The organism is Variovorax sp. V15 (assembly GCF_041154425.1).
In the GTDB taxonomy this organism is placed as follows: domain Bacteria; phylum Pseudomonadota; class Gammaproteobacteria; order Burkholderiales; family Burkholderiaceae_C; genus Variovorax; species Variovorax guangxiensis.
This window is the reverse complement of the sequence record NZ_AP028660.1, coordinates 97,340-119,800: the sequence shown is the minus strand read 5'-3', so window position 1 is coordinate 119,800 and position 22,461 is coordinate 97,340. Positions and strand designations below refer to the sequence as shown.

At 66.3% G+C, this 22,461-nt stretch carries 17 protein-coding genes; 8 read left to right on the top strand and 9 right to left on the bottom strand.

The features are described 5' to 3' along the window. The first annotated feature begins 50 nt into the window (after positions 1 to 50). Together ACAM57_RS32915 and ACAM57_RS32910 are read left to right on the top strand one after the other, a co-directional pair. Positions 51 to 1,070, top strand: a complete 1,020-nt coding sequence (locus ACAM57_RS32915) for a TRAP transporter substrate-binding protein (RefSeq protein ID WP_369662901.1) — start codon at positions 51 to 53, stop codon at positions 1,068 to 1,070. Beyond that, positions 1,067 to 4,171 (top strand): EAL domain-containing protein, encoded by a 3,105-nt coding sequence (locus ACAM57_RS32910; protein ID WP_369662796.1) that lies wholly within the window; start codon positions 1,067 to 1,069, stop codon positions 4,169 to 4,171. The genes ACAM57_RS32915 and ACAM57_RS32910 overlap by 4 nt, the downstream gene beginning before the upstream one ends. Positions 4,172 to 4,208: 37 nt before the next feature. Here ACAM57_RS32910 and ACAM57_RS32905 read toward each other — a convergent pair whose 3' ends face one another. After that, positions 4,209 to 4,361, bottom strand: coding sequence for a LysR family transcriptional regulator (locus ACAM57_RS32905; RefSeq protein ID WP_369662795.1), 153 nt, complete (start codon positions 4,359 to 4,361; stop codon positions 4,209 to 4,211). A gap of 650 nt (positions 4,362 to 5,011) precedes the next feature. Next, positions 5,012 to 6,085, bottom strand: coding sequence for a serine hydrolase domain-containing protein (locus tag ACAM57_RS32900; RefSeq protein WP_369662794.1), 1,074 nt, complete (start codon positions 6,083 to 6,085; stop codon positions 5,012 to 5,014). A gap of 185 nt (positions 6,086 to 6,270) precedes the next feature. Here ACAM57_RS32900 and ACAM57_RS32895 point away from each other — a divergent pair, with 185 nt between their 5' ends. From ACAM57_RS32895 to ACAM57_RS32880, 4 genes are all read left to right on the top strand, one after another. Next, on the top strand, positions 6,271 to 7,200 hold the full coding sequence (locus tag ACAM57_RS32895; protein WP_369662793.1) for a Ku protein: 930 nt from the start codon (positions 6,271 to 6,273) through the stop codon (positions 7,198 to 7,200). A 48-nt stretch (positions 7,201 to 7,248) separates the two neighbouring features. After that, on the top strand, positions 7,249 to 9,783 hold the full coding sequence (gene ligD, locus ACAM57_RS32890; RefSeq protein ID WP_369662792.1) for a DNA ligase D: 2,535 nt from the start codon (positions 7,249 to 7,251) through the stop codon (positions 9,781 to 9,783). 96 nt (positions 9,784 to 9,879) lie between these two features. After that, positions 9,880 to 10,812: a Ku protein gene (locus ACAM57_RS32885; protein WP_369662791.1), complete on the top strand. Its 933-nt coding sequence runs from the start codon at positions 9,880 to 9,882 to the stop codon at positions 10,810 to 10,812. Beyond that, on the top strand, positions 10,809 to 11,654 hold the full coding sequence (locus tag ACAM57_RS32880) for a tetratricopeptide repeat protein (RefSeq protein ID WP_369662790.1): 846 nt from the start codon (positions 10,809 to 10,811) through the stop codon (positions 11,652 to 11,654). Before ACAM57_RS32885 ends, ACAM57_RS32880 begins: the two co-directional genes overlap by 4 nt. Positions 11,655 to 11,860: 206 nt before the next feature. On the opposite strand, the gene ACAM57_RS32875 is transcribed toward ACAM57_RS32880, so the two are convergent. Next, positions 11,861 to 12,757, bottom strand: a complete 897-nt coding sequence (locus tag ACAM57_RS32875) for an oxidoreductase (RefSeq protein ID WP_369662789.1) — start codon at positions 12,755 to 12,757, stop codon at positions 11,861 to 11,863. An 85-nt stretch (positions 12,758 to 12,842) separates the two neighbouring features. Between ACAM57_RS32875 and ACAM57_RS32870 the strand changes: the two genes are divergently transcribed. Together ACAM57_RS32870 and ACAM57_RS32865 are read left to right on the top strand one after the other, a co-directional pair. After that, on the top strand, positions 12,843 to 13,727 hold the full coding sequence (locus ACAM57_RS32870) for a MurR/RpiR family transcriptional regulator (protein WP_369662788.1): 885 nt from the start codon (positions 12,843 to 12,845) through the stop codon (positions 13,725 to 13,727). Next, complete coding sequence (locus ACAM57_RS32865) at positions 13,727 to 14,587, top strand: EamA family transporter (RefSeq protein WP_369662787.1); 861 nt, start codon at positions 13,727 to 13,729, stop codon at positions 14,585 to 14,587. The genes ACAM57_RS32870 and ACAM57_RS32865 overlap by 1 nt, the downstream gene beginning before the upstream one ends. A gap of 113 nt (positions 14,588 to 14,700) precedes the next feature. Here the strand turns inward: ACAM57_RS32865 and ACAM57_RS32860 are convergent, their stop codons facing one another. The 6 genes from ACAM57_RS32860 to ACAM57_RS32835 all read right to left on the bottom strand — a co-directional run bounded on the left by ACAM57_RS32860 (position 14,701) and on the right by ACAM57_RS32835 (position 22,454). Then, complete coding sequence (locus tag ACAM57_RS32860) at positions 14,701 to 16,491, bottom strand: acyl-CoA dehydrogenase (RefSeq protein WP_369662786.1); 1,791 nt, start codon at positions 16,489 to 16,491, stop codon at positions 14,701 to 14,703. A 107-nt stretch (positions 16,492 to 16,598) separates the two neighbouring features. Further along, complete coding sequence (locus tag ACAM57_RS32855; protein WP_369662785.1) at positions 16,599 to 17,135, bottom strand: MarR family winged helix-turn-helix transcriptional regulator; 537 nt, start codon at positions 17,133 to 17,135, stop codon at positions 16,599 to 16,601. A gap of 74 nt (positions 17,136 to 17,209) precedes the next feature. Further along, positions 17,210 to 18,016, bottom strand: a complete 807-nt coding sequence (locus ACAM57_RS32850; RefSeq protein ID WP_369662784.1) for an alpha/beta fold hydrolase — start codon at positions 18,014 to 18,016, stop codon at positions 17,210 to 17,212. Continuing rightward, a complete protein-coding gene (locus ACAM57_RS32845; protein ID WP_369662783.1) occupies positions 18,013 to 19,218 on the bottom strand; it encodes a 2Fe-2S iron-sulfur cluster-binding protein in 1,206 nt (401 codons plus the stop codon). Before ACAM57_RS32845 ends, ACAM57_RS32850 begins: the two co-directional genes overlap by 4 nt. Before the next feature lie 6 nt (positions 19,219 to 19,224). Beyond that, positions 19,225 to 20,076: a xanthine dehydrogenase family protein subunit M gene (locus ACAM57_RS32840; protein ID WP_369662782.1), complete on the bottom strand. Its 852-nt coding sequence runs from the start codon at positions 20,074 to 20,076 to the stop codon at positions 19,225 to 19,227. Next, positions 20,073 to 22,454 carry a xanthine dehydrogenase family protein molybdopterin-binding subunit gene (locus tag ACAM57_RS32835; protein ID WP_369662781.1) on the bottom strand — a complete coding sequence of 794 codons (2,382 nt, stop codon included), beginning with the start codon at positions 22,452 to 22,454 and terminating at the stop codon, positions 20,073 to 20,075. Before ACAM57_RS32835 ends, ACAM57_RS32840 begins: the two co-directional genes overlap by 4 nt. Positions 22,455 to 22,461: the final 7 nt, after the last annotated feature.

Sequence of the window (22,461 nt, the reverse complement as noted above, 5' to 3'; positions counted from 1 at the left end):
CCCGCCCTTGCTCGCACAGCGTCATCTTGGCCTACCTCGTCGCACTTCTGATGTTCGTCGCATCGCTGTGCCATGCGCAGACGGCGCCTGTGCAACGCCTGCGCATCGTCGGAGGGCTGGGCGGGGTCACCCAGTACACGGGGCAGGAGGAGCAGTTCTGGACGCGTGACCTCGCGGCGCTGTCCGGCGGCCGCTACACCGCCAGCATCGTGCCCTTCGACCGTGCCGGGGTGCCCGGCCAGGAAATGCTGAGCCTGATGCAACTCGGCGTGGTGCCCTTCGGCACGGCGCTGCTGAGCCAGGTTTCCACCCAATTTCCGGAGCTCGGCGCGCCCGACATGGCCGGACTGAACCCCGACATCGCCACGCTGCGCCGCGTGGTCGGCGCGTTCCGCCCCTACCTGACGCACGCGTTGCGCGAGCGCTATGACGTGGAACTGCTGGCGGTCTACATCTACCCGGCGCAGGAGGTGTTCTGCAACAAGCCGATGCAACAACTCGGCGACCTCGCGGGCCGGCGCACACGCGTATCCAGCTCGACGCAGGCCGACTTCGTCACGGCGCTGGGCGGCACGCCGGTGTACACCGAGTTCTCGCAGATCATGGCGAACATGAAATCGGGCAACACCGACTGCGTCATCACCGGCACCATGTCCGGGCACACGCTCGGCCTGCATGCAGTGACCAGCGCCCTCTATGTCATGCCGCTGAACTGGGGCGTGGCGGTGTTCGCGGCCAACCGCGAAAGCCTGAATGCGCTGCCGCCCGAGCTGCAGGCGCTGCTGCGCAAGGAACTGCCGCGGCTGGAAGCCGCCGTCTGGGCCCAGTCGGAGCGCGATACCGAGGAAGGCATCGCCTGCAACACGGGCACCGCGGGCTGCAGCAAGGCCCTCAAGGGGCGCATGGTGGCCGTGCCGCCATCGCCGCAGGACCACGCCCGCCGCCGCGAGATCCTTGCGACCCGCGTGCTGCCCGGATGGGTGCAGCGCTGCGGTCCGGTGTGCGCCACGACCTGGAACCAGACGGTCGCGCCGGTGGTCGGCATCCAGGCCCGGGCAGCAGCACCGTGACGGCGCGTTTTCCCCGCCGCATCACCGCCATCGTCCTCGGCGTGGCGCTGGTCTTCCTCGCCACCGTGGGGGCCGTGGCCTCCCTCATCGTCTGGGAGTCCAGGCAGAAGGCCATCACCGATCACGAGAGCCAGACGGTCCGCTTCGTGACCGGTTCCGAGGCGGCCCTCAATCGCGCGCTGCTGAGCGTCGACATGCTGCTTGCAGGAGCCAACGAACTGCTGCGCGGTTCGAGCGCCGCAAGTGCCGGCAACGACGCAAGCAGCCCCGGGCCACACCAGCTGCTCGGCAACATGGTGCGGCAGAACCTGCTGGTGCGCCACGTGGCCTTCGTCGATGCGCGTGGGGCCGTGGTGGCCTCGTCGGACCGGCGCGGCGAACACCTGCCGCTCGCTCTGCCCGCGGGCTTCGTGGACAGCGTGCTGGCCAAGCCGGTGTCGACGCTGGCGATCAGCGCGCCGGCCCTCAGCGCAGTCACCTCGCAGAAGGTGCTGTATTTCGCCCGCGCCGTGACGCTGGCGGACAGCTCTCGCATGCTGGCGGTGGCCGAGGTGCAGCTGTCGCTGCTCGCGACGATCATGACGCAAGGCAGCGGCTTGCGCGACCTGGAAGTCACGCTGGAGCGCGACGCCGGCCCCCTCCTGGCGAGCCTGCCGCCACGCGACGACCTGGCCGATCGGCAGATCGAGCCGCCCCTGCACGAGCAGACCAGCGATGGCAAGCCGCGGCGGATGGCCGCGCGCCTGAGCGGTGAGCCGGCCATCGTGGTGGCCCGGCCCACGTTGCACCGCAATCTGCTGATCGTGGCGAGCATGCCGCTGAGCGCTGCGCTCAGGGACTGGCGACGCGAGCGCGATCTGATCGCCTGGACCGGCGTGGCCATCGGCTTGATGATCCTGGCGGTGGCGTGCTTCACGCACATCCAGCTGCGCCGCCAATGGCGCTCCCGGATGGAGCTGATGCGCTCCAAGGCCACGCTGGACCAGGCATTGGGATCGATGGTCAACGGCTTCATCCTGCTGGACGCCGAGCACCGCGTGCTCACCTGGAACCGCAGCTTCGTCGCGATGTTCCCGTGGACCGAATCGATGATCGCGCCACAGTTGCCCTTTCGCCGCATCATGGACGAAACCGCCCGGCACGTGGTGCACAGCCAGGGCCCCGCCGGCTGGTCGGCCTTGAATGCGCCGCAGATGGTCCAACCGCATTCCGAGCAGGAAGCACTGTTGGAGAACGGCCAGGTGATCCGCGCCACCCGCAACCGCACGCCGGACGGCGGCATGGTCTGCGTCTACCAGGACATCACCGAGAAGCGTCGCCACACGGCCGCCATCATCGAGAGCAAGGCGCAGTTGCAGGCCACGCTCAATGCCCTGCCCGATCTGCTGCTCGAAGTCGGCCTGGATGGCCGCTGCCATGGCTATCACGCGCCGCGCGTGCCCTTTCCCGCCGCCGACATCGGAGATCCCGTGGGCCGCACGCTGCAGGAGCTGCTGCCGTTCGAGGCCGCCTCGCAGGTGATGGCGGCGGTGCGCGAAGCGCAGGTCAAGGGCTATTCGGCCGGGCGCCAGTTCGAGCGACGCGACAAGGGCGAGCGCAGCTGGTTCGAGATCTCTGCATCGCGCAAGTCGGTCGAGGTGGTGACCGATGAAAGAGCCAACGCACCGGCCGAAGCCTCGCTCGGCCACGGCGAGGAACGCAGTGCGCGCTTCATCGTGATCCTGCGCGACATCACGCAAAGCAAGCGCGCGGCTCGGGAGATCGAGCACCTGGCTTTCTACGACACGCTCACCGGCTTGCCCAACCGCCGGCAGTTGCTCGATCGCCTGCACCATGCCATCGGCAATGCCGCGCGGCAGCCGGGGCTGTGCGCGCTGCTCTTTTTGGACCTGGACAACTTCAAGACGCTGAACGACGCGCTCGGCCACGACGTGGGCGACCAGTTGCTCAAGCAGGTGGCGCAGCGACTCAAGCGCTGCCTGCGCGAGGGCGACATCGTGGCGCGTCTGGGCGGCGACGAGTTCGTGGTGATCCTGGAAAACCTGAGCGACCAGCTCGCTGGGGCCACCTCGCAGACCGAGACCGTCGGTGCGGCCATCCTCGCGCAGCTGAACCAGCCGTACCAGCTCGGTGTCCAGCATCATCACGCCACGTGCAGCATTGGTGCCTGCCTGTTCGATGCCCGGACTGCCTCGATCGAGGAGGTACTCAAACAGGCCGACATCGCCATGTACCGCGCCAAGACGGACGGCGGTAACGCGATGCGCTTCTTCGAGACGGAAATGCAGACCCGCATCACCGCGCGCGCCGCGCTGGAAAACGAACTGCACGCCGCCATTGCGGCGCAGCAGTTCGTGCTGCACTACCAGAGCCAGGTCACCGGCGAGGACCGGGTGGTGGGCGCGGAGGTGCTGGTGCGCTGGAACCATCCGACGCGCGGGTTGCTGATGCCAGGCCAGTTCATCGACGTGGCGGAGGACACCGGGCTCATCATCCCGCTGGGCCTGTGGGTGCTGGAGACCGCCTGCAGGCAGCTCACGGCATGGCGCGGCGATCCGCGGAGGCGGCACCTGCAGCTGTCGGTCAATGTGAGCGCCCGGCAGTTCCGAGAGGCGGATTTCGTCGACCAGGTGAGCCGAGTGCTGGTGCAAACCGGCGCCGATCCGGGCAGGCTCAAGCTGGAGCTCACCGAAAGCCTGCTGCACGAGAAGGTGGCCGACGCCATCGGCAAGATGGAAGCCCTGGCCGCCTTGGGCATCCAGTTCTCCATGGACGACTTCGGCACCGGCTATTCGTCGCTGTCCTACATGACCCAGTTGCCGCTGAGCCAGGTGAAGGTCGACAAGTTCTTCGTGCACAACATCGGGCTCGACCCGAAGGTGGAGTCGATCATCCAGGCCATCATCGGCCTGGCGCGCAACCTGGAACTGGAGATCGTGGCCGAAGGCGTGGAAACTCATGCGCAGCGCGAGTTCCTGATGCGCCAGGGCTGCGACGTGTGCCAGGGCTACCTGTTCGGCGTTCCCCAGCCCCTCGAAAGCTACGAGCGCGAGCTGGATACGAAGCTTCCGTCATCGAACCCGGTGGTCATACAGCAGTGAACGGCTGCCCGGCATCGCGGATGGATGCCTTCGGGGCTCACAGACTCCGCTCCCCCGACCGCACCCGCGTCCCGCCCATCCAGCGTTGGAAACGGCTCAACTGGATCTGCCGATGGCCGCGAATAACCAACGTCTGGCCCAACTGAGCTTCGAGCGCAGCGACGTGTCGGCTTACGGCGGATTGAGCCAAGCCTTGGTCGCGTGCAGTGGCTGTGAAGCTCCTGCAGCGTGCCAATGCCTAGTACGTTCGGAGTGCCGATAACGGGGTGTCGATAACGGGGTGTCGATCATGGCTTGAGCGCAACTCGACCGATGTCGCGGATATTTCTCCCTCGCATGCGCCCGGCCGAACTTTCAGGCGCCGCTCCAGGTTCATCGGCCATCGCTCGTCGAACTGCCCCGGCACATCGCCTCACGCCACAAAGCAGCGCCCGCCTGACGCCCCGGCGTTGATTTCCCCAGGGGCAACTCGTTTTGTCACGAAGCCTTGACCCGCATGCTGTCGGGCACACGCGTGTCCAGGCAAAGGCGTGGAAGCAAATGCGCTGGCTCAGCGCTTGATGGAACTGTGGGTCAAACGAGCACGGAAATCCACACCCGGTCAGCACGGCAACATCTGACTTCGACCAGGTTCCCCAATGTCGTCTCCCATCCGGCCGGCAAGAACATTCCACTCGTGGATTCTTGTTTCTTTCGCCTGGGCTCGCTGTGAAATCTGATGAGCTTTTCAGGCCTATTTGGGAGGCAAAGCCAGTCGCCGCTGGGCTGCCTGAAACACAGGGCCTCGCGCGAGCCTCAGGGCCTGCCCGCGATGCGCGCTATCCGGCGAAATCGTGGATGTCACGGCCACAACCAAGCCGAGAGGTGAGTGGACCCAGATGAGCTGCCCAGCGTAGCCGCTGGCGAAGAAGGTGGAACCCGAAGGCACCCACCAGAACAGTCCATAGGCAAGTGAGCGGGCGGCCCGCCTGAACTTTGAGGCTTGACCATCTGGGCTACGAAGCCCGGAGGCAGCAACGGGGCGCCAGCCCAGGTGCCATCCAGCAGCATCAGGTGCCCCAGCTTTGCCATGTCCACGGTTCTCATGGAAGCAATGCCGTCACGAGAGTACGCAGGCTGCCGCATTTCAAGAGGCGTCACGAGTTGCTCGCGCACGAGGTCTGCCATCGGACGTCCGGTCACTCGTTCGAGGACGGCTCGAACCATGGGGGGTCCACTGTTGTCGTAGGCGAAGCGTTGCCCTGGCTCTGTCTGAATTGACCTTGCCCAAGCGGAAGTCGGCGTGAGCGGCGCTGCAGTTCCTGAACGGTCATCTACCGCAAATCCAGCAGTCATGGCCATCAGGTGTCGCAACGTGATGCTCTGCGCGCGAGGGTCCGAGTTGAGAGCGCGCCACTCCGGCATGAGTTCGACAACCGGCAGCTCGAGAGAAGACAGTTGCCCTCGCTTCAAAGCAGTGCCTACCAGGAGCGCCAAGGCGCTCTTGGTGACGGATTGGGTGTCCCGCAATGCGTTCGGGTCGCCATCGCGGTAGTACTCGTATACGGTCCGACCTTGGAGGACAACGACCAAGCTCTGGACATCGCCCAGTTCCTGCTCGATGTCTTTGTCGAGGTTCTTGAAGGCAGCGGCGTCCAGGCGCTGCTCTTCCGGCGTAGACGTTCGCCAAGCCGGCAACGCCTGCGCAAAAGCTGTGGACGCAACCATCGCACAAAGCCAGACGATGAATCTCCGCATCTTGTCCCTCGCGCTGCTTGTTGAAGGGCGTCGCCGCTGAACGACAGCCCAGCCTCCATTCTGCCGGCGAACCGTGACCGGGCGGCAGCACGAATGCCCCTTCAGTGCAAAGTTGCCGGATACCTCGAACGGCTGCTCCTGGCCGACCTCAGCCCTCAAAACATGGCCGCGGTTCATGGGGGGCGCGGAACTTCGCCAAACGCGGCAGCTAGCACGCCGCGCACAGAGATAGCACTTGTCCTCCCCGAGAGACCGCCGATGTCCCACAAGGCCCGAGGTCCCTCGGCGGGAAGGTCTGACCCCTAGGTGGCTATGCCACGACGATCTTCCGCGCGACCGAGGACTGAGAAAAGGCAATCGACATGGCAACTGGCAGCAGAACCCTTTGGAAAGGCGCCATCACCTTTGGCCTGGTCCATATCCCCGTGGGCCTGCACACCGCCAGCATCGAGCAGGGTATCGATTTCGACTGGCTGGACAAGCGCAGCATGGACCCGGTCGGCTACAAGCGCATCAACAAGAAGACGGGCCGGGAGATCGACAAGGACAACATCGTCAAGGGCTTCGAGTACGAAGACGGCAAGTACGTCGTGATCTCGCCCGACGAGATCGAAGCCGTCTATCCCCGCACCACGCAGACGATCGAGATCCAGCGCTTCATCGATGCCCAGGAGCTGCCCTTCCTGTATCTGGAACGGCCCTACTACGTTGCGCCGATCAACAAGGGCCAGAAGGTCTACGCGCTGCTGCGCGAGGTGCTTCTGAAGACGGGCAAGATCGGCCTGGCCAAGGTGGTCATCGCCACCAAGCAGCATCTGGCCGTGCTGGTGCCCTCCGGCAAGGCGATGGTGTTGAACCTGCTGCGATGGGGCGACGAAGTCAAAAGCCTGGAAGGCCTCGACCTGCCTCCTGCAGGGGTCAAGGGCGCCAAGGTGAGCGCGGCAGAGATGAAGATGGCCGAGCAATTGGTCGACAGCATGTCAGGCAAGTGGGATCCGGAAGACTTCAAGGACGAGTTCAAGAGCGCCGTCATGAAGATCGTCCAGAAGAAGGTCAAGGCCGGCGATACCGAGACCGTCATCCAGCCCGAGGAAGAAGCCCCGGAAGACAGCTCAAACGTGATCGACCTGACCGAACTGCTCCAGCGCAGCCTCAAGGGCGGCAAGTCTCCCAAAGCGAGCGATGCGGCAGCCAAGAAGCGCAGCAGTGCCAAGGCGCCGGCCAAATCCGCCGGAACCGCGCGAAAGACGGCTTCGAAGAAGGCGTCCGCCAAGACCCGAAAGGCGGCTTGAGGAGGCGCCACGGGTGCCTCGCCGCCCGGCCCTTGAGAGGGACGCCCGATGGCCAAGAGCGACGCGCTGTCCACGTACAAGGCGAAGCGGAACTTCGCTGTCACTGCGGAGCCCGCCGAGGGAGGCCGGCCGAGCCCGCATGCGCTCACCTTCGTGGTGCAAAAGCATGCCGCTTCGCGACTGCACTACGACTTCCGGCTCGAACTCGACGGCGTGATGGTGTCCTGGGCCGTGCCCAAGGGCCCCAGCTTCGATCCGAAGGAAAAGCGGATGGCCATCCACGTGGAAGACCACCCGATCTCCTATTCCTCGTTCGAAGGCACCATCCCGCCCAAGCAGTACGGCGCAGGAACCGTCATCGTCTGGGACAACGGCACGTGGGAGCCCGTCGGCGACCCCCACCAAGGCCTAGCCGCCGGGAAGCTGCTGTTCCGCTTGCACGGCCAGAAGCTCGAGGGGCTGTGGGAACTCGTGAAGATCGCCAAGGGCGGCGAGCGCCAGGAGCCCTGGATCCTCTTCAAGAAGAAGGATGCCTTCGCGCGCGCCCACGCCGAGTACGACGTGATCGCCGCCCTGCCCGACAGCGTCATCGCCAAGCCTCTCAAGCAGGCCGCGCCTGCGGCGAAGCCGGCCGGCAAGGCACCCAGCCCCTCCAGGCCTGCGCGCAAGGCGGCCCTGCCCGCCGAGATCAAGCCGCAGCTGGCCACCCTCGTTGCGGGCATCCCCTCAGGCGGCGAATGGCTGTTCGAGATCAAGTTCGACGGCTATCGGCTGATGGCCCGGTTCGACAAGCGCAAGCTTGCGCTCATCACCCGTGGCGGACACGACTGGTCGGCCCGCATGCCCACGCTGGCGCGGGAGCTTGGCAGCCTGGGCCTTCATTCGACCTTTCTGGACGGAGAGATCGTCGTGCTCGGGGAGAACGGCGCGCCGGATTTCAATGCGCTGCAGAACGCCTTCGACCGCGGGCAAGGCGCCGACCACATCGTGTTCTTTGTCTTCGACGTCCCGTTCTTCGAGGGGCACGACCTGCGCCCTCTTCCCCTGGCGCAACGCCGCCAGCTGCTGCGGGACTTCCTCGCGGAAAAATCCACCGACCACGTGCGCTTCAGCGACAACTTCGAAGCCGATCCCGCGTCACTGCTGCGCTCCGCGTGCCAGATGCAGATGGAAGGCGTGATCGCCAAGCGCGCCGATGCGCCGTACGTCTCCCGGCGCAGCGAAACCTGGCTCAAGCTCAAGTGCAAGCTGCGCCAGGAGTTCGTGATCTGCGGCTATACCGACCGGACGGACCGCTCCGACCAGGTCGGAAGCCTCCTGCTGGGCATTCATGATGCCGGCGGCAAGCTGGTGTCCGTGGGCAGCGTGGGCACCGGCTGGAGCAGCGAAGAAGCCTGGGAGGTCAAGCAGAGGCTGCTGCCGCTGGCTGCCGCGAAGTCCCCCTTCGAGAAGGGCGACGCGAGGCCGGGCCGCTGGTCCAGGGGCAAGGCCGGCAGCGAGCGCTGGGTGAAGCCCCGGCTGCTGGCGGAGGTGAGTTTTGCTGAGTGGACGCCGGACGACCAGATACGGCATGCGTCCTTCATCGGACTGCGCGACGACAAGCCCGCCAAAGCCATCGTGCGCGAGCGGCCCAAGCAGCTCGGGCCATCCGCCGCGCCGGCCGAGGGGAAGGCCGAGGGGAAGGCCGGCCGATCGTCGGTGGCCTCCGTCAAGGTCAGCCATGGCGAACGCGTGATCGACGAAGCCACGGGCGCCAGCAAACTGGACCTGGTGCGCTACTACGAGTCGGTCGCGCAGTTCATCCTGCCGCACCTGAAGGGGCGGCCCTGCTCCCTCGTGCGCGGTCCCACGGGGGTGACCGGCGAACTGTTCTTCCAGAAGCACGGCGAGAAGATCGGCATTCCCGGCATCACCGAGCTGCCTGAAAACCTGTGGCCGGGCCATGCCGCCCTGCTCGAGATCGCAAGCGCCAAGGCGCTGGTGGGGGCCGCGCAGATGAACGTGATCGAGTTTCACACGTGGAATTCCACTGCGAAGAACATCGACAAGCCCGACAGGATGGTGTTCGACCTGGACCCCGGCGAAGGCACGACCTGGGACCATGTCCAGGAGGCCGCGGCGTTGGTGCGCGCCATGCTCGACGCCCTGGGGCTGCAGGCCTGGCTCAAGACCAGCGGCGGCAAGGGACTGCACGTCGTCGTGCCGCTGGCGCCGCGCTACGACTACGAGACCGTCAAGGGGTTTTCGCAAGCCATCGTCCAGCACCTGGCGCGGACGATCCCCGCGCGCTTCGTGGCCAAGAGCGGGCCAAGCAACCGCGTCGGCAAGCTTTTTGTCGACTACCTGCGCAACGGGCATGGGGCGACGACGGCCGTGGCCTTCTCCGCGCGCGCCAGGCCCGGCCTTGGCGTCTCGATGCCGGTGGCCTGGGACGACCTCGGGCAGCTCAAGAGCGGTGCCCAGTGGAATATCCGGACCGCGCGCGAGTACCTCTCCTTTCAGACGGAGGATCCCTGGAAGGGCTACTGGAAGAAGCGCCAGCCGCTGGCCGAAGCGATGAAGCGCCTCGGCTACAGGAGGTAGCTCCATCGCCGCGGACAGCGAGCAATTGACGGCCTTCACCTCTTTCCGACCCGCCAGAAAAGTGGCATGTTGATTTTTCCTTGCGGAGGTTCATCCATGGCCATCCCTCGCTCGATCGCTTCCCTGTCGCTCGGATTCGGCCTCGTGTCGATCCCTGTGCGCTTGTACACCGCCACCGAAAGCGCGGCCGCGGTGCATTTCAACCTGCTCTCCAGGCAGGGGGAGCGGGTCAAGCAGCAGTACGTGTCCGCGGTCAATCCCAAGCGGGTCATTCCACGGGCGGAGCTGGTCAAGGGGTACGAGTTCGACACGGACCGTTTCGTCGTCTTCCAGCCGGACGAACTGAAGGCACTGGAGGACGGCGCCAGCCATCTGATCGACATCGTCGCGTTCATCCCGGCCGATGCGGTCGATCCGATCTACTACGACAAGCCTTATTTCCTCGCGCCCGACAAGCGGGGAGGCAAGCCCTACAACCTGCTGAAGAAAGCCATGCTGCAAAGCGGGCACTGTGCTCTGGCCAAATGGGCATGGAAGTCGAAGCAGTACGTGGTGCAGGTGCGTGCGCGGGAGGAAGGCTTGATCCTGCAGCAGCTGCTGTATGCGCAGGAGGTGCGCTCCCTCAAGGACCTGCGCATCGAGCAACTCGAGCCCTCGGCGGCGGAGCTGAAGCTCGCGCTGCAATTGATCCAGCAGATTTCCCAGGATACCTACGACCCGACGCTGTTCGAGGACGAGGAGAAGAAGCGCATCCTGGCGGCCATCGATGCGAAGATCGCCGGCGAAGAAGTTGTGGCTGCGGAACATCCCGAAGACGCCGGCTCCTCCGGCCAGATCGTCGACCTGACCCAGATGCTCAAGGCGAGCCTGGAGAAGCGGCCGACGGCGGCACAAAAGCCGCGCACTTCGCCTGCGAAAGGCGCCCAGACGGTCGTCCCGCTGCGAAAGCCGGCTGCCAAGGCCAAGCGCGCTCCGCCGTCCACGACCAAAACGCTCGTACCCGCATCGCGCACGAGAATGAAGAAGTGAAGACGCCGGCGGAATCTTCGCAGACGCTTCGCGCGGTGCTGCAATCGCTGGGGTTGTCGCGCCACGCGGTGCTCAAGCTCATCGAATTGGGGTTCGTGGCGCCGGTCAAGGAGCAGAACCGGGCCTGGAAGTTTTCCTTCCAGGACCTTGTGCTGCTTCGCTCCGCCCACGAGCTGCGTGCCGCGCGCATTCCCACGCGCCAGATCCTTCAAGCGCTTCGCCACCTCAAGGCGAGCTTGCCTGAAGAGCAGCCACTTCAGGGCATGCGCATCACCTCCGAGGGGGACCGTGTGACGGTCAGGTTCGGCGAGGCCCATTGGGAACCTCAGACGGGGCAGTTCGTCCTTGACCTGCAGATCGCGTCCGGCGGCAGCGCCGTGAGCCTTTTCCCCGGCCCGCCCGAGCCCGTCCCCGATGGTGCCCAACTGGATGCACGGTTCGCCCGAGCCGAAGCGCTGGAAGAAACAAGGCCTGAAGCCGCCGAAGCGATGTACCGGGACATCCTCTCGGAAGACCCTTCGTATGCGCACGCGTACCTCAATCTGGGTTTCATGCTCTGCGAATCCGGCCGATGCGAGATCGCCGCAGAGCTTTATGCGGACGGACTGCGCTTCTGTCCTGATGACCCGCTGATGCACTTCAATCTCGCAGTGGCCCTGGAAGGATGCGGCAAAGCTGACGCAGCGCTGGCGGCCTATGAAGAATCGCTTCGGCTGCAGCCGGACCTGCTCGACGCCCACAGGAACGCGGCGCTGCTTTATGCGGACATCGGAGATCAGAAGATGGCGATTCGCCATTTCAGCGCATTTCGGCGCCTCGGTCCGAAGATGCCGCGGGAATGACGTTGCCAGCCATGGCCATGGCCGTGATGTCATCGAAGAGGTGGCTAACGGTGAGCTGCCGGTCCTGACGCATCGGCCCGACCGCATCGAGGAGGACATGGCCTGCCCGCCCACGGCATCCTCCACGGGAGTTCATGTCGACGACCCGCTGAGGATCCCATCGGCCAGGGGCGAGGCGGAAGGACAGCGAGGGCGTAGATGTGGAATCAGCCAGGACCATCGCTCGCTGCCGCGAGGAGCGGGACCAAGACATCACTGATGGGTGTGCGAATGCCGTGGGTCCGGCCGCGACGTGAGACGACACCGTTGCGAATGTCCCATTCGAGCGGCCGGCCGGCTTCGCGATCCGTGAGGATGGACGTGCCCATGTCGGCGGGAGACGCCTGGAACTTGTCGAGGATCGCGTGCGGCACCTCGTCGCCGAGTTGGGCGCCCTCGGCGCGGGCCACCGCCAGACATTCCTGCAGGTACGCCAGAGTGAGCACGGTGATGTCGGATCGAGTGAACATGCCCGAGCGACGATGCGTGAGCGCCATAAGTCCGGCCACCGCGTTCTGCATCAGCTTGCGCCAGGCCAGGGATTTGAAATCGGCCGCCAGCTCGACGACACAGCGGGTGCCTTGCAGCGCTTCGGCTATCACGCGCGAAGCCGGCGTGTCCGGCAAGCTCAGTCGAGCGTCGCCACGCAAGCGCACCGAGCCATCGGATTGCGCCTGCGCAGGAAACCACACGACGGCGGGCGTGATCCGTCCACGCGGGCAATGGGGAGCGACCCGCTCTAGCTGCTCCACGCCGTTTTGCAGAACGCACACGACGGTCTCCGGACCGGTCAATGCGGCCAGCCATGCCGCAGCTGCTTCAATCTGCGTCGACTTGACGGCGAGAAAGACAACGTCGACCGGATGATCGATCTGCCTGGGATCGGTCCGTACCGGACCGGGAATGGAGATCAGGCGGTCGCCATCGCGCAGCGCCAGATGATCGCGGGACGTGCGGCCGCACAGCACCGGCGCGCGGCCGACCTCGTGCAGCACCCCCGCGATCGTGGTGCCGATGGCACCCGGACCCACGACGGCGACGGTTGGACTGCTTTCTGGATTCATGCAACGCGACTCCTGCGACTTGGTTTCAGGGCATCCGCTTGCGCGGCGGTTGACTGCTTCGGATGCGCAGTGTAATGTATTCCAAATGAATTATGACGTTGGTAATGGCGTTTCTTCCAGCGATAAGCAGCTTGGGCAATGGCTGGGGAGCATCCAGGCCCGCTGCGGCGATCTGGCCCCCAGCGAAGCGAAGGTGGTGGCTCTGCTGCTCGCCGATCCCCTGTTCGTCGGCGTCAGCACGACCGCGCAGGTGGCCGTTCGTGCCGGCGTTTCACCGCCGAGCGTCGTCCGCGCGGCACGGGCCATCGGGTTCACTGGTTTCACCGAACTCAAGATCGAGATCGCTCGCGCCCGCGGCACCACCCGGTTCTTCGCGCCGCCTGAAGCGCTCGCTGCGGATGCAACCCCGGCCACTGTGCTCGAGACCTCCATCCGCGCAGGCACCGACGCGCTGGCCGCGCTGGCCGGGGCCGTCGAAATCTCCGCGCTCGATGAAGCGGTCGGCTCCATCCAGTCTGCGCGACAGGTCGTCGCATTCGGTGCCGGCCCATCAGCGACGGTCGCCGCAGACGCAGTCTTCCGCCTGCGCGCAGTCGGCGTAACGACCATCGGCATCCAGGACCACCTGTCGGCCATGATCGCGACGCGTCTGCTCGGCCCCGGCGATGTCGTCATCGCCGTCAGTTCGACCGGACGTACTTCGACGACGCTCGCCATCGCCGATGCAGCATCGTCTGCCGGGGCGTTGCTCATCGCCCTCACCAATCAGTACGGCACACCCCTGGCGACCCTCGCGGATATTGCGCTGGTCGTCGGCGGTGCGCCCCTGCCGGCGCAGATGGCCGCAGCCGGGAGCCGGGTGGCCCAGCTCGTCGTGATCGACGCGCTGGTCGCAATGCTTGCGCTGCGCGACCCCGAGCGCGGCCGCTTGGCGGAGCGGGCGGGCATCGACCTGCCCAGCATCTGCTGATGCGGCCCGGCACCGTCGCGCTCGTGCTTGCTGCGGCGGCAGCCCATGCGCTGTGGAACATCGCCTCGAAATACAAGCGCGGCGACACCTTCCTGTTCGTCTGGGCCTATACCTGCGCCTCGGCGCTGCTGTGCCTGCCGATCGGCATGGCCCCCTTGGCCAAGGCACAACAGCTGCTTGATTGGCGGCTCGCGGTGGGTTCCGCCGTCTCGGCCGCGTTGCACATCGCCTATTCCCTGATCCTGCAGGCCGGTTACGACCGCGCAGAGCTGGGGGTGGTCTATTCGGTCGCCCGCGGTACGGGACCCATGCTGACGATGCTGTTCGCGGTTGTCCTGCTGGAAGAACGGCCCAGCGCGGTCGCCATGCTCGGAGCGTTGCTCATCGTCACGGGCATCCTCGTCGTCGTCGGAAATCTCTTCAGAAGCGGCAGCCACCGTACCGTGCCGGGGATCCTCTGGGGAGCAGCGACAGGTGCCACCATCGCCGCATACACCCTCTGGGACAGCTACGCGGTCACCGCGTGGCACCTGGCGCCCGTGAGCTATTACGCGGGCACGCTCCTTCTGCAAGGCCTGATCCTGACACCCATCGCGCTGATGCAGCGGCATCGGATTCCCGATGTCCTGCGTGCCAACGCTGTGCCGATCCTCGTCGTGGCCGTGTTGTCCCCCCTGGCCTACATCCTCGTTCTCACCGCCATGCTGAGTGCGCCAGTGGCGCTGATCGCGCCGCTGCGCGAGTCGTCCATCGTCATCGGCGCCTTCCTCGCGTGCTGGCTCTTTCGCGAGGACCATCTCGCGCGCCGTATTGCCGGAGGCGTGATCGTGCTGGCCGGGATCGCGGCGATCAGCCTTTGATGTTCATACGGGCGGCCATGGGGTAGCGCGATTGCGAATCGTGGTTTCGGCAGCAGAGAAGAACCACCGGACTTGACCTTCGTCGCGCGGAGGAAGAGGCCTGCATCCTTGCTTCAGAAAGCCTCGAGCGCCAGCGCCGTCACGCTCTCCGCGCCGTCGACGATGCTGTCGCGGATGCCCGGCACCTTGTTGAGGATGTGCTCGGCGTAAAAGCGCGCGGTTGCGATCTTCGCCAGCATGAAGTCGGTGTCGAAGCTGCGCGAGGCAAGGTCCTGCGCAATGATCAGCGAACGCGCGAGCTGCCAGCCTGCCACCAGGTTGCCCGCGAGCATCAGGTAGGGCACGCTGCCCGCGAACACCGCGTTGGGCGAGGCCTTGGTCTGGCCGGCCACGAAATCGACGACTTCGACGAAGGCCTGGCGCGCAGCCTTCAGGCGCTTGAGCACGGCCGCTGCAGCAGGGTTGTCGATCCTGGCCAGCTCGGCTTCGGTCTTCTCGATCTGCGCGGCGATCGCCTTGGCCGTCTGGCCGCCGTCGCGCGCCGTCTTGCGGCCCACGAGGTCGTTGGCCTGGATGGCGGTGGTGCCTTCGTAGATCGTCAGGATCTTGGCGTCACGGTAGTACTGCGCCGCACCGGTCTCCTCGATGAAGCCCATGCCGCCGTGCACCTGCACGCCCAGCGAGGCCACTTCCAGGCTCATCTCGGTGCTGTAGCCCTTCACCAGCGGCACCATGAATTCGTAGAAGGCCTGGTTCTGCTTGCGCGCGTCGGCGTCGGGGTGATGGTGCGCGGCGTCGTAGGCCGCAGCCGCCACGCTGGCCATGGCGCGGCAGCCTTCGGTGTAGGCGCGCATCGTCATCAGCATGCGCTTCACGTCGGGGTGATGGATGATCGGCGCGCTGGCGTTGATGGAGCCGTCCACCGGGCGGCTCTGCACGCGCTCCTTCGCGTAGGCCACGGCGTGCTGGTAGGCACGCTCGGCGATCGCGATGCCCTGCATGCCCACGGCGTAGCGGGCAGAGTTCATCATGATGAACATGTACTCGAGGCCGCGGTTCTCCTGGCCCACGAGATAGCCGATGGCACCGCCGTGGTCGCCATACTGCAGCACGGCCGTGGGCGACGCCTTGATGCCCATCTTGTGCTCGATGCTCACGCAGTGCACGTCGTTGCGCTCGCCCAGCGAGCCATCCTTGTTCACGAGGAACTTGGGCACGACGAACAGGCTGATGCCCTTCACGCCCTCGGGCGCACCGGCCACGCGGGCCAGCACGAGGTGCACGATGTTCTGCGCCATGTCGTGCTCGCCGTAGGTGATGAAGATCTTGGTGCCGAACACCTTGTAGGTACCGTCGGGCTGCGGCTCGGCGCGGCTGCGCACCATGGCGAGGTCGCTGCCGGCCTGCGGCTCGGTGAGGTTCATCGTGCCCGTCCACTGGCCGCTCACGAGCTTCTCGAGGTAGGTGGCCTTGAGCTCGTCGGAGCCGGCCGTGAGCAGCGCCTCGATGGCGCCGTCGCTCAAGAGCGGGCACAGTGCGAAGCTCATGTTGGCCGAGTTGAGCATCTCGCCGCAAGCAGCGCCGATGGTCTTGGGCAGGCCCTGGCCACCGAAATCCGCCGGATGCTGCAGCCCCTGCCACCCACCCGCCACGTACTGCGCGAAGGCTTCCTTGAAGCCCGGCGTGGTGGTGACCGCGCCATCCTTGAACGACGAGGGATTGCGGTCGCCCGCCACGTTCAGGGGCGCGATCACGTCCTGGTTGAAGCGCGCGCACTCTTCGAGCACGGCCTGCGCGGTTTCGAGGCCGGCATCCTCGAAGCCCGGCAGCTTCGCGATCTCGCCGATGTTGGCCAGGTGTTCGATGTCGAACAGCATGTCTTTGAGGGGCGCGACGTAACTCATCTCGATTTTTCTTTCGAAGCAGATCCAAGGTAAATGAAAAGCTCGGCCCCTCCCGAACAGAAGCGCCAGCACACGACAGGACAACGTGAAGCTTCAAGCCAGACGGGCTAGCCCTGCTTCTCCATCTTCTCGTGGGCATCCACGAGCTGAGCCAGCAATTTCATGAAGACGGCGCGGTCCTCGGGCGACAGCGGCTCAATCAGCAGCTCCTGCGAGCGGTGGATGCTTTCCTGCAGGTCGTTGATGAGGTTCAGCCCGTCCTTGGTGATCACCGACAGCCTCGATCGACGATCGTCCGGATTGACGCGAGTCTCGACCAGCCCCTTGTCGACCAGGCGCTTGACCACTTCGGCCGTCGTCGTTCGATCCAGTGAAAGCTCGCGGCCGAGGGCCTTCTGATCGAGCCACGGATTCATCGACAGCGCGGTCAACATGCCGATCTGCAGCGGCGTGATGCTCTCGGACTTGCAGAGATCGAAGAATATCGCCTGGCCGATCTGAGTGAGCCGGCGGATCAGGAAGCCCGGGCGCCGCCACATGACTTCGCGCAGCGGATTGAACGGCTCTGGACCCTTGGGCTTTGCCGCCTCAACCTCGGTGGTGCCACCTGTCTTCTTCCGGGCGGGAGAACGCTTCGTCATCATCTCGAGATCGCCAATAGTGTCAGCCGGCGAGTGTATCGGCTCCCCCATATGCAAAGGAACGAGAACGCCCGCCGCTACAGCAGGTCGACCTCGAGGTACTCGCCCAACAGGCGGTGGAAGTCCAGCTCATCGTCCCATGGGATCATGTGGCCGGCGCTGTGGGCCGTGCACTGCTTCAAGCGGGGTGCGAGGGTTTCGATCTCCGCCAGGTCTTCGGCGAGCACCACGCCGCCGCGCCCTGCCCTCATGAGCAGCCCGGGCGTCTGCAACCTCGCCAGATCGGCGTGGATGTCGTCGTTGTGAAAACCGGCATGCGCCTGGACCACCGCCTCCTCGCTGCAAGTGTGAAGCCATTCGGCGCGCAGTTGCAGTTGTTCGTCCGTCCAGTTTTGCGCGTAGGGACGCAGCTCGTCGGCCGTGATGCCCTGGATGGCCATCCGGATGGAATCCACGTACCATGACAGCGGCACGGGATAGGGTCGGCGGCCGGGGCCGGAGACGGGCGGATCGATCAGCAGCAACCTGTCGAGGCGGCGCGCGTCGCGCGACGCGGCGCGGATCGCGACGCGCGCTCCCATGGAGTGCCCCAGCAGCGTGGCAGACGACCACCCCTGCACCTCCAGCAGATCGAGCACGTCGCCCGCCATGGCATCGAGGCTGGCGTCCATGCCGGGCACGCTCCAGGACAGGCCCCGCCCGCGGAAGTCCAGCACATGGACGTCGAAGTGGCGAGCCAGCCGCTCAGCGACGAAGCCCCATGTGATGGCCGGGCTCGTGATGCCGGGCAACAGGAGCATGCGCGGGCCCTGGCCGCCATAGCGCAGCAGGTGCAGCCGCACCCCGTTGGCCCGCACGTGATAGCCATGAAGAAATGAACTCATTGCGGCCTTCCGAACCAGCCTCGAATGCGGTTCCACAGCACGCTCCACATCATCGCGGCCATGGAGACCGTGGGTTGCGGCTCGTCGACCGAGGCAGCCTGTCCGCTCAGCCGGCGGGAGATCTGCTTGCCGAAGTCCGCCACCATGCGGCGCACGAAATCCTTCACCAGCCCCGAGCGCGAGAACTGCGCGAGCGGCCCCTGAAGGGCGTAGATCATGTCCACGTGGACCCGGGTGCTGTCCGCGGACAGCGCTTCGAGCCGATAGGTGATGTCGCCTTGGGTGCGCGACTTGCTCAGACTGTCCTGGCCCGCGCCTCGAAGGACGGCGCGCCTGGCGGCATCGTCGCGTTCCAGCCGCGCCGCGCCGACGAAGGCTGCGGACATCGGCCCGAACTTGATGGCGATCGTGCCCTTGACCCTTTCGCCCTCGTGCGAGTCGATGGTCGCGCCCGGCAGGCAGGACGCCACCGCGGGCAGGTCGCCCATGAATGCCCACACACGGTCGACCGGATGGGGTACGTCGAAATGGACCTCGATGGCGTTGCCTTTCGCCTTGGCCTTGGCCATTGCCACGGGGGCCACCTCGGGCATGTCCGCCAAGGCGGCCGTATCGGATGCCGCGCTCCGGCCCGGCGACGGCGATGTGATGGGCGTCGCTGCGTCGACGCGTTTCAGCGCGACCGTTCGCGGCGCGACCAGTCTCTGGCGCAGCTTCTCGAACTGCGCGTCGGGGGTGTCGCGCTGCTGCTGGAGCACGTCCAGGATGGCGTCAACGATGCCCTGGTAACCCGTGCAGCGGCACAGGTTGCCCGACAGCTCGAGGCGCACGCGCGCTTCGTCGGCGTCGGGCAGTCGAAGCACGATGTCGCGCGCCGTGGCCAGCATTCCCGGCGTGCAGAAGCCGCACTGCAGCGCATGGTGGCTCGTGAATGCCTGACGCAGCCGCTGCATCGCCGCATCGTCGTCGTAGCCCTCGATGGTGGTGACCTCCCGGCCCTCGCATGCCACGGCGAAGGTGATGCACGAGCGCGTGGGCTGGCCGTCGACGAGTACCGTGCAGGCGCCGCACACGCCGTGCTCGCAGCCGAGGTGCGTTCCGGTGAGGCGCAGTTCGTCGCGCAGGAAATCGCCCAGATGCACCCTGGGCTCGGCCGACCGGCTGATGCTGCGACCGTTCACTTGAATGGAAATCGGGTCCAAGTCTTTTTACTCCGCGTGTTTGGCACCGGCCGGGACGCCGGACTGCTTGAGTGCACGCTCCAGGCAGGCGGTGAAGAGCTTCAGGTCGATGGCGTCGCGTTCCGGTAGTGCGGTGCGTACGGCTGCCCGCAGCGACTCGCGGCCGGCCGCGCCGGCACCGTCGCGCGCGATCTCGGCTGCGAGCGCAAGCAGCAGAAGTGGAGGGCCGTCGGCCGCGCCAAGGACGATCCGCGCACGCTCGCGCGAAGCGTCGAAATACACCGCGGCGCTGGCCTCCGCGAACTCGCCCGGCTTGCGGCAGACCTTGTGATATCCCCAATGCGTGGAGGATGTCTCCGAAGGTACGGCGACCGACACGATCAGTTCATCGGACTCGAGCACGGTCGTGTAGGCGCCGAGCATGAATGCATCGGCGTCGATCGTGCGTTCGCCGCGTGGCGACCTGACCACCACGCGCGCGCCGAGTGCCGCCAGCACCACCACCCAGTCGGCCGCGGGATCGGCATGCGCCAGGCTGCCACCCACGGTGCCACGGGTGCGGATCGCGCGGTAGGCGATCCCGCCTGCGACCTGGCGCATGGGGTGCGCGGCCAGCGGCGGGTGTGTGCCGTCCTCGATCTCCGCATGGGTGACGGCGGCGCCGATCTCGATCCAGTCGCCCTTGCGGCTGACGGTGCGCAGGCTGGGAATCTGCGCGACGTCGACCACCTGAGCAGGCCGCGCTAGCCGCAGGTTGAGCATGGGGCCGAGGGACTGGCTCCCGCTCATCGCCTTCGCGGCGCCTGCGCCTGCCGCCAGTGCAGCGATCGCCTCGCCGACATCGAGGACGCGCGTGTATGCGAACTTCGGCGCTTTCATCGGGCGTGCTCCTCTTCACGATTCGCGCTTTCGAGGGCCGCGAGCAGGCGGCGCGGCGTCAGCGGCGTCATGAGCACCTCGGCAGCGCCGGTGCCGCGCAGGGCGTCGTTCACCGCGTTGAAGATCACCGCCGGCGGCGCGATCGCACCGCCTTCGCCGACGCCCTTGGCTCCGAACTCGGTGTGCGGCGAAGGTGTCTCGAAATGGTCGATGCGGATGCGCGGCACCTCGGTGGCGCCCGGCAGGATGTAGTCGGCCAGGGTGGAGGCCAGCGGCTGGCCCTGTTCGTCATACGGACTCTCCTCGTACATTGCGGTGCCGATGCCCTGTGCGATGCCGCCGATGGTCTGGCCCTCCACGATCATCGGATTGACCATGGTCCCGCAGTCCTCCACGACCACGTAGTCGAGGATCTCGACCTCGCCCGTTTCGGTGTCGACGGCCACCACCACCGCATGCGTCGCATAGGTGAAGGTGCCGGTATCGACGTTGGGCTTGTACGCACGGGACACCTCCAGGCCCCCGAGATGAACGTCGGCAGGCAGGTCCTGCGGTGTGAGGTACCACGCGCCCCCGACCTGCGACAGCGGAATCGACTTGTCGCCGGACACGGCGCGTCCTTCGATCAACGCCACGGTCTGCGCATCCACCCCCATGAGGTAGGCGGCGATCGACTGAATCCGCGGCAGCAGTTCCTTGCACGCGACCGAGATGGCGCCTCCCGACATGACGGTGGCGCGCGAGGCATAGGTGCCCGAAGAAAACGGCGTGAGCGCCGTGTCCCCGTGCACCACCCGGATCCTCGACACCGGAATGCCGAGCACGTCGTTGGCGATCTGCGCGAAGCTGGTCTCCATGCCCTGGCCGTGCGAGTGCACGCCCACGCGCACCTCGAGTCCGCCGTCCGCGGTCATCCTGACGACCGCCTGGTCGAAGCCCGGCACCACTGGCAGCCCCCAGTTCGCGAACACCGTCGTGCCGTGGGCGGACTGCTCGGTATAGGTGGCCGTGCCGAAGCCGATCAGCCGCCCGTCGGGCTCGCCGCGCGCCTGGCGCTCACGCACGGCCTGCAGCCCGATCATCTCCACGGCGCGGCGCAGGCTCGCCGGGAAGTCGCCGCTGTCGAAGTGCTTGTTGGCCACGTTCACATAGGGCATGGCCGAGGCCGGCACCAGGTTCTCCAGCCTCACCTCCCACGGCTCCCGTCCCACCTCGCGGGCCACGGCGTCCATGAGCAGCTCGATCGCGAAGCAGACGCCCGTGCGCGCGACGCCGCGGTAGGCCATGAACCCGGGCTTGTTGGTCGCAACGCAAAGGGTCTCGCACCGATAGCCGCGGAAGCTGTAGGGCCCCGGCAGGTTGCCGATCGCCTGGCCAGGTTCCAGGCCGACGAAGAAGGGATAGTAGGAATAGGCGCCGCCGTCGATGGTGATGACGGCATCCAGCGCCAGCAGCCTGCCCGTGCGGTCCGCATAGGCCGTGAGCCGGTAGTGATGCTGGCGCGTGTTGGCGCCAACGATCAGGTGCTCGCGCCGATCCTCAAGGTAGCGAAACGGCGTGCGATAGGTCTTGGCCAGCCAGGCGACGCAGAGGTCTTCGGGATAGAGCTGTCCCTTGTAGCCGAAGGCGCCGCCGACGTCCGGGGACACGACCCGCACGGCTTCCTCGTTCATCGCGAGGTGCTGGGCGATGCCCACGCGCAGCAGATGCGGGACCTGGGTGGCGCTGACGACCACGAGCTGGTCGGTCTGGAAGTCCCAGTAGGCCAGGACGGACTTGCCCTCCAGCGGCACGATGCATTGGCGCGACAGCTCCACCGTGCGGCTGACCTTCACCTCGGCCTTCGCGGCGAGTTCTTCGAAGTCGCGATCGGCCCGCAGCGTGAGGAAGACGTTGTCCTTCCATTCGGGGTGCATGAACTCCCCCGTGGCCGCGAGGGCGGAGTCCGTGCTGTGGTACACGGGCAGTTCGTCGTACGTGACCTCCACTTCCTCCAGCAGGTCTTCCGCCATGGCGCGCGTGGGGGCCACTGCCATCGCGATCGCCTCGCCGACGTGACGGACCTTGCCCGACGCCAATGGCGGCAGCGCCGAGTACTGGTAGGTGGGCACCGAAGACGGCGACCCGATGTCCGCCGCATCCGACATCATGTCGCGCAGGAACACCTTCCCCGCAAGCGCTTCGGGGATCTCGACGCCGGTGACCACCGCATGCGCGAGCGGGCTGCGCAGGAACGCGACCTCCTGCAGGCCTGGCAGCACGAAGTCGCCCACGAAGTTGCCCTTTCCCACGAGGTGGCGCGCGTCCTCCTTGCGAGGCACCCGGGCGCCGATGCCCTCGCGCTTCAACAGCCTCGCCGGAATGTCTGCTCGGTCCATGCGTTTC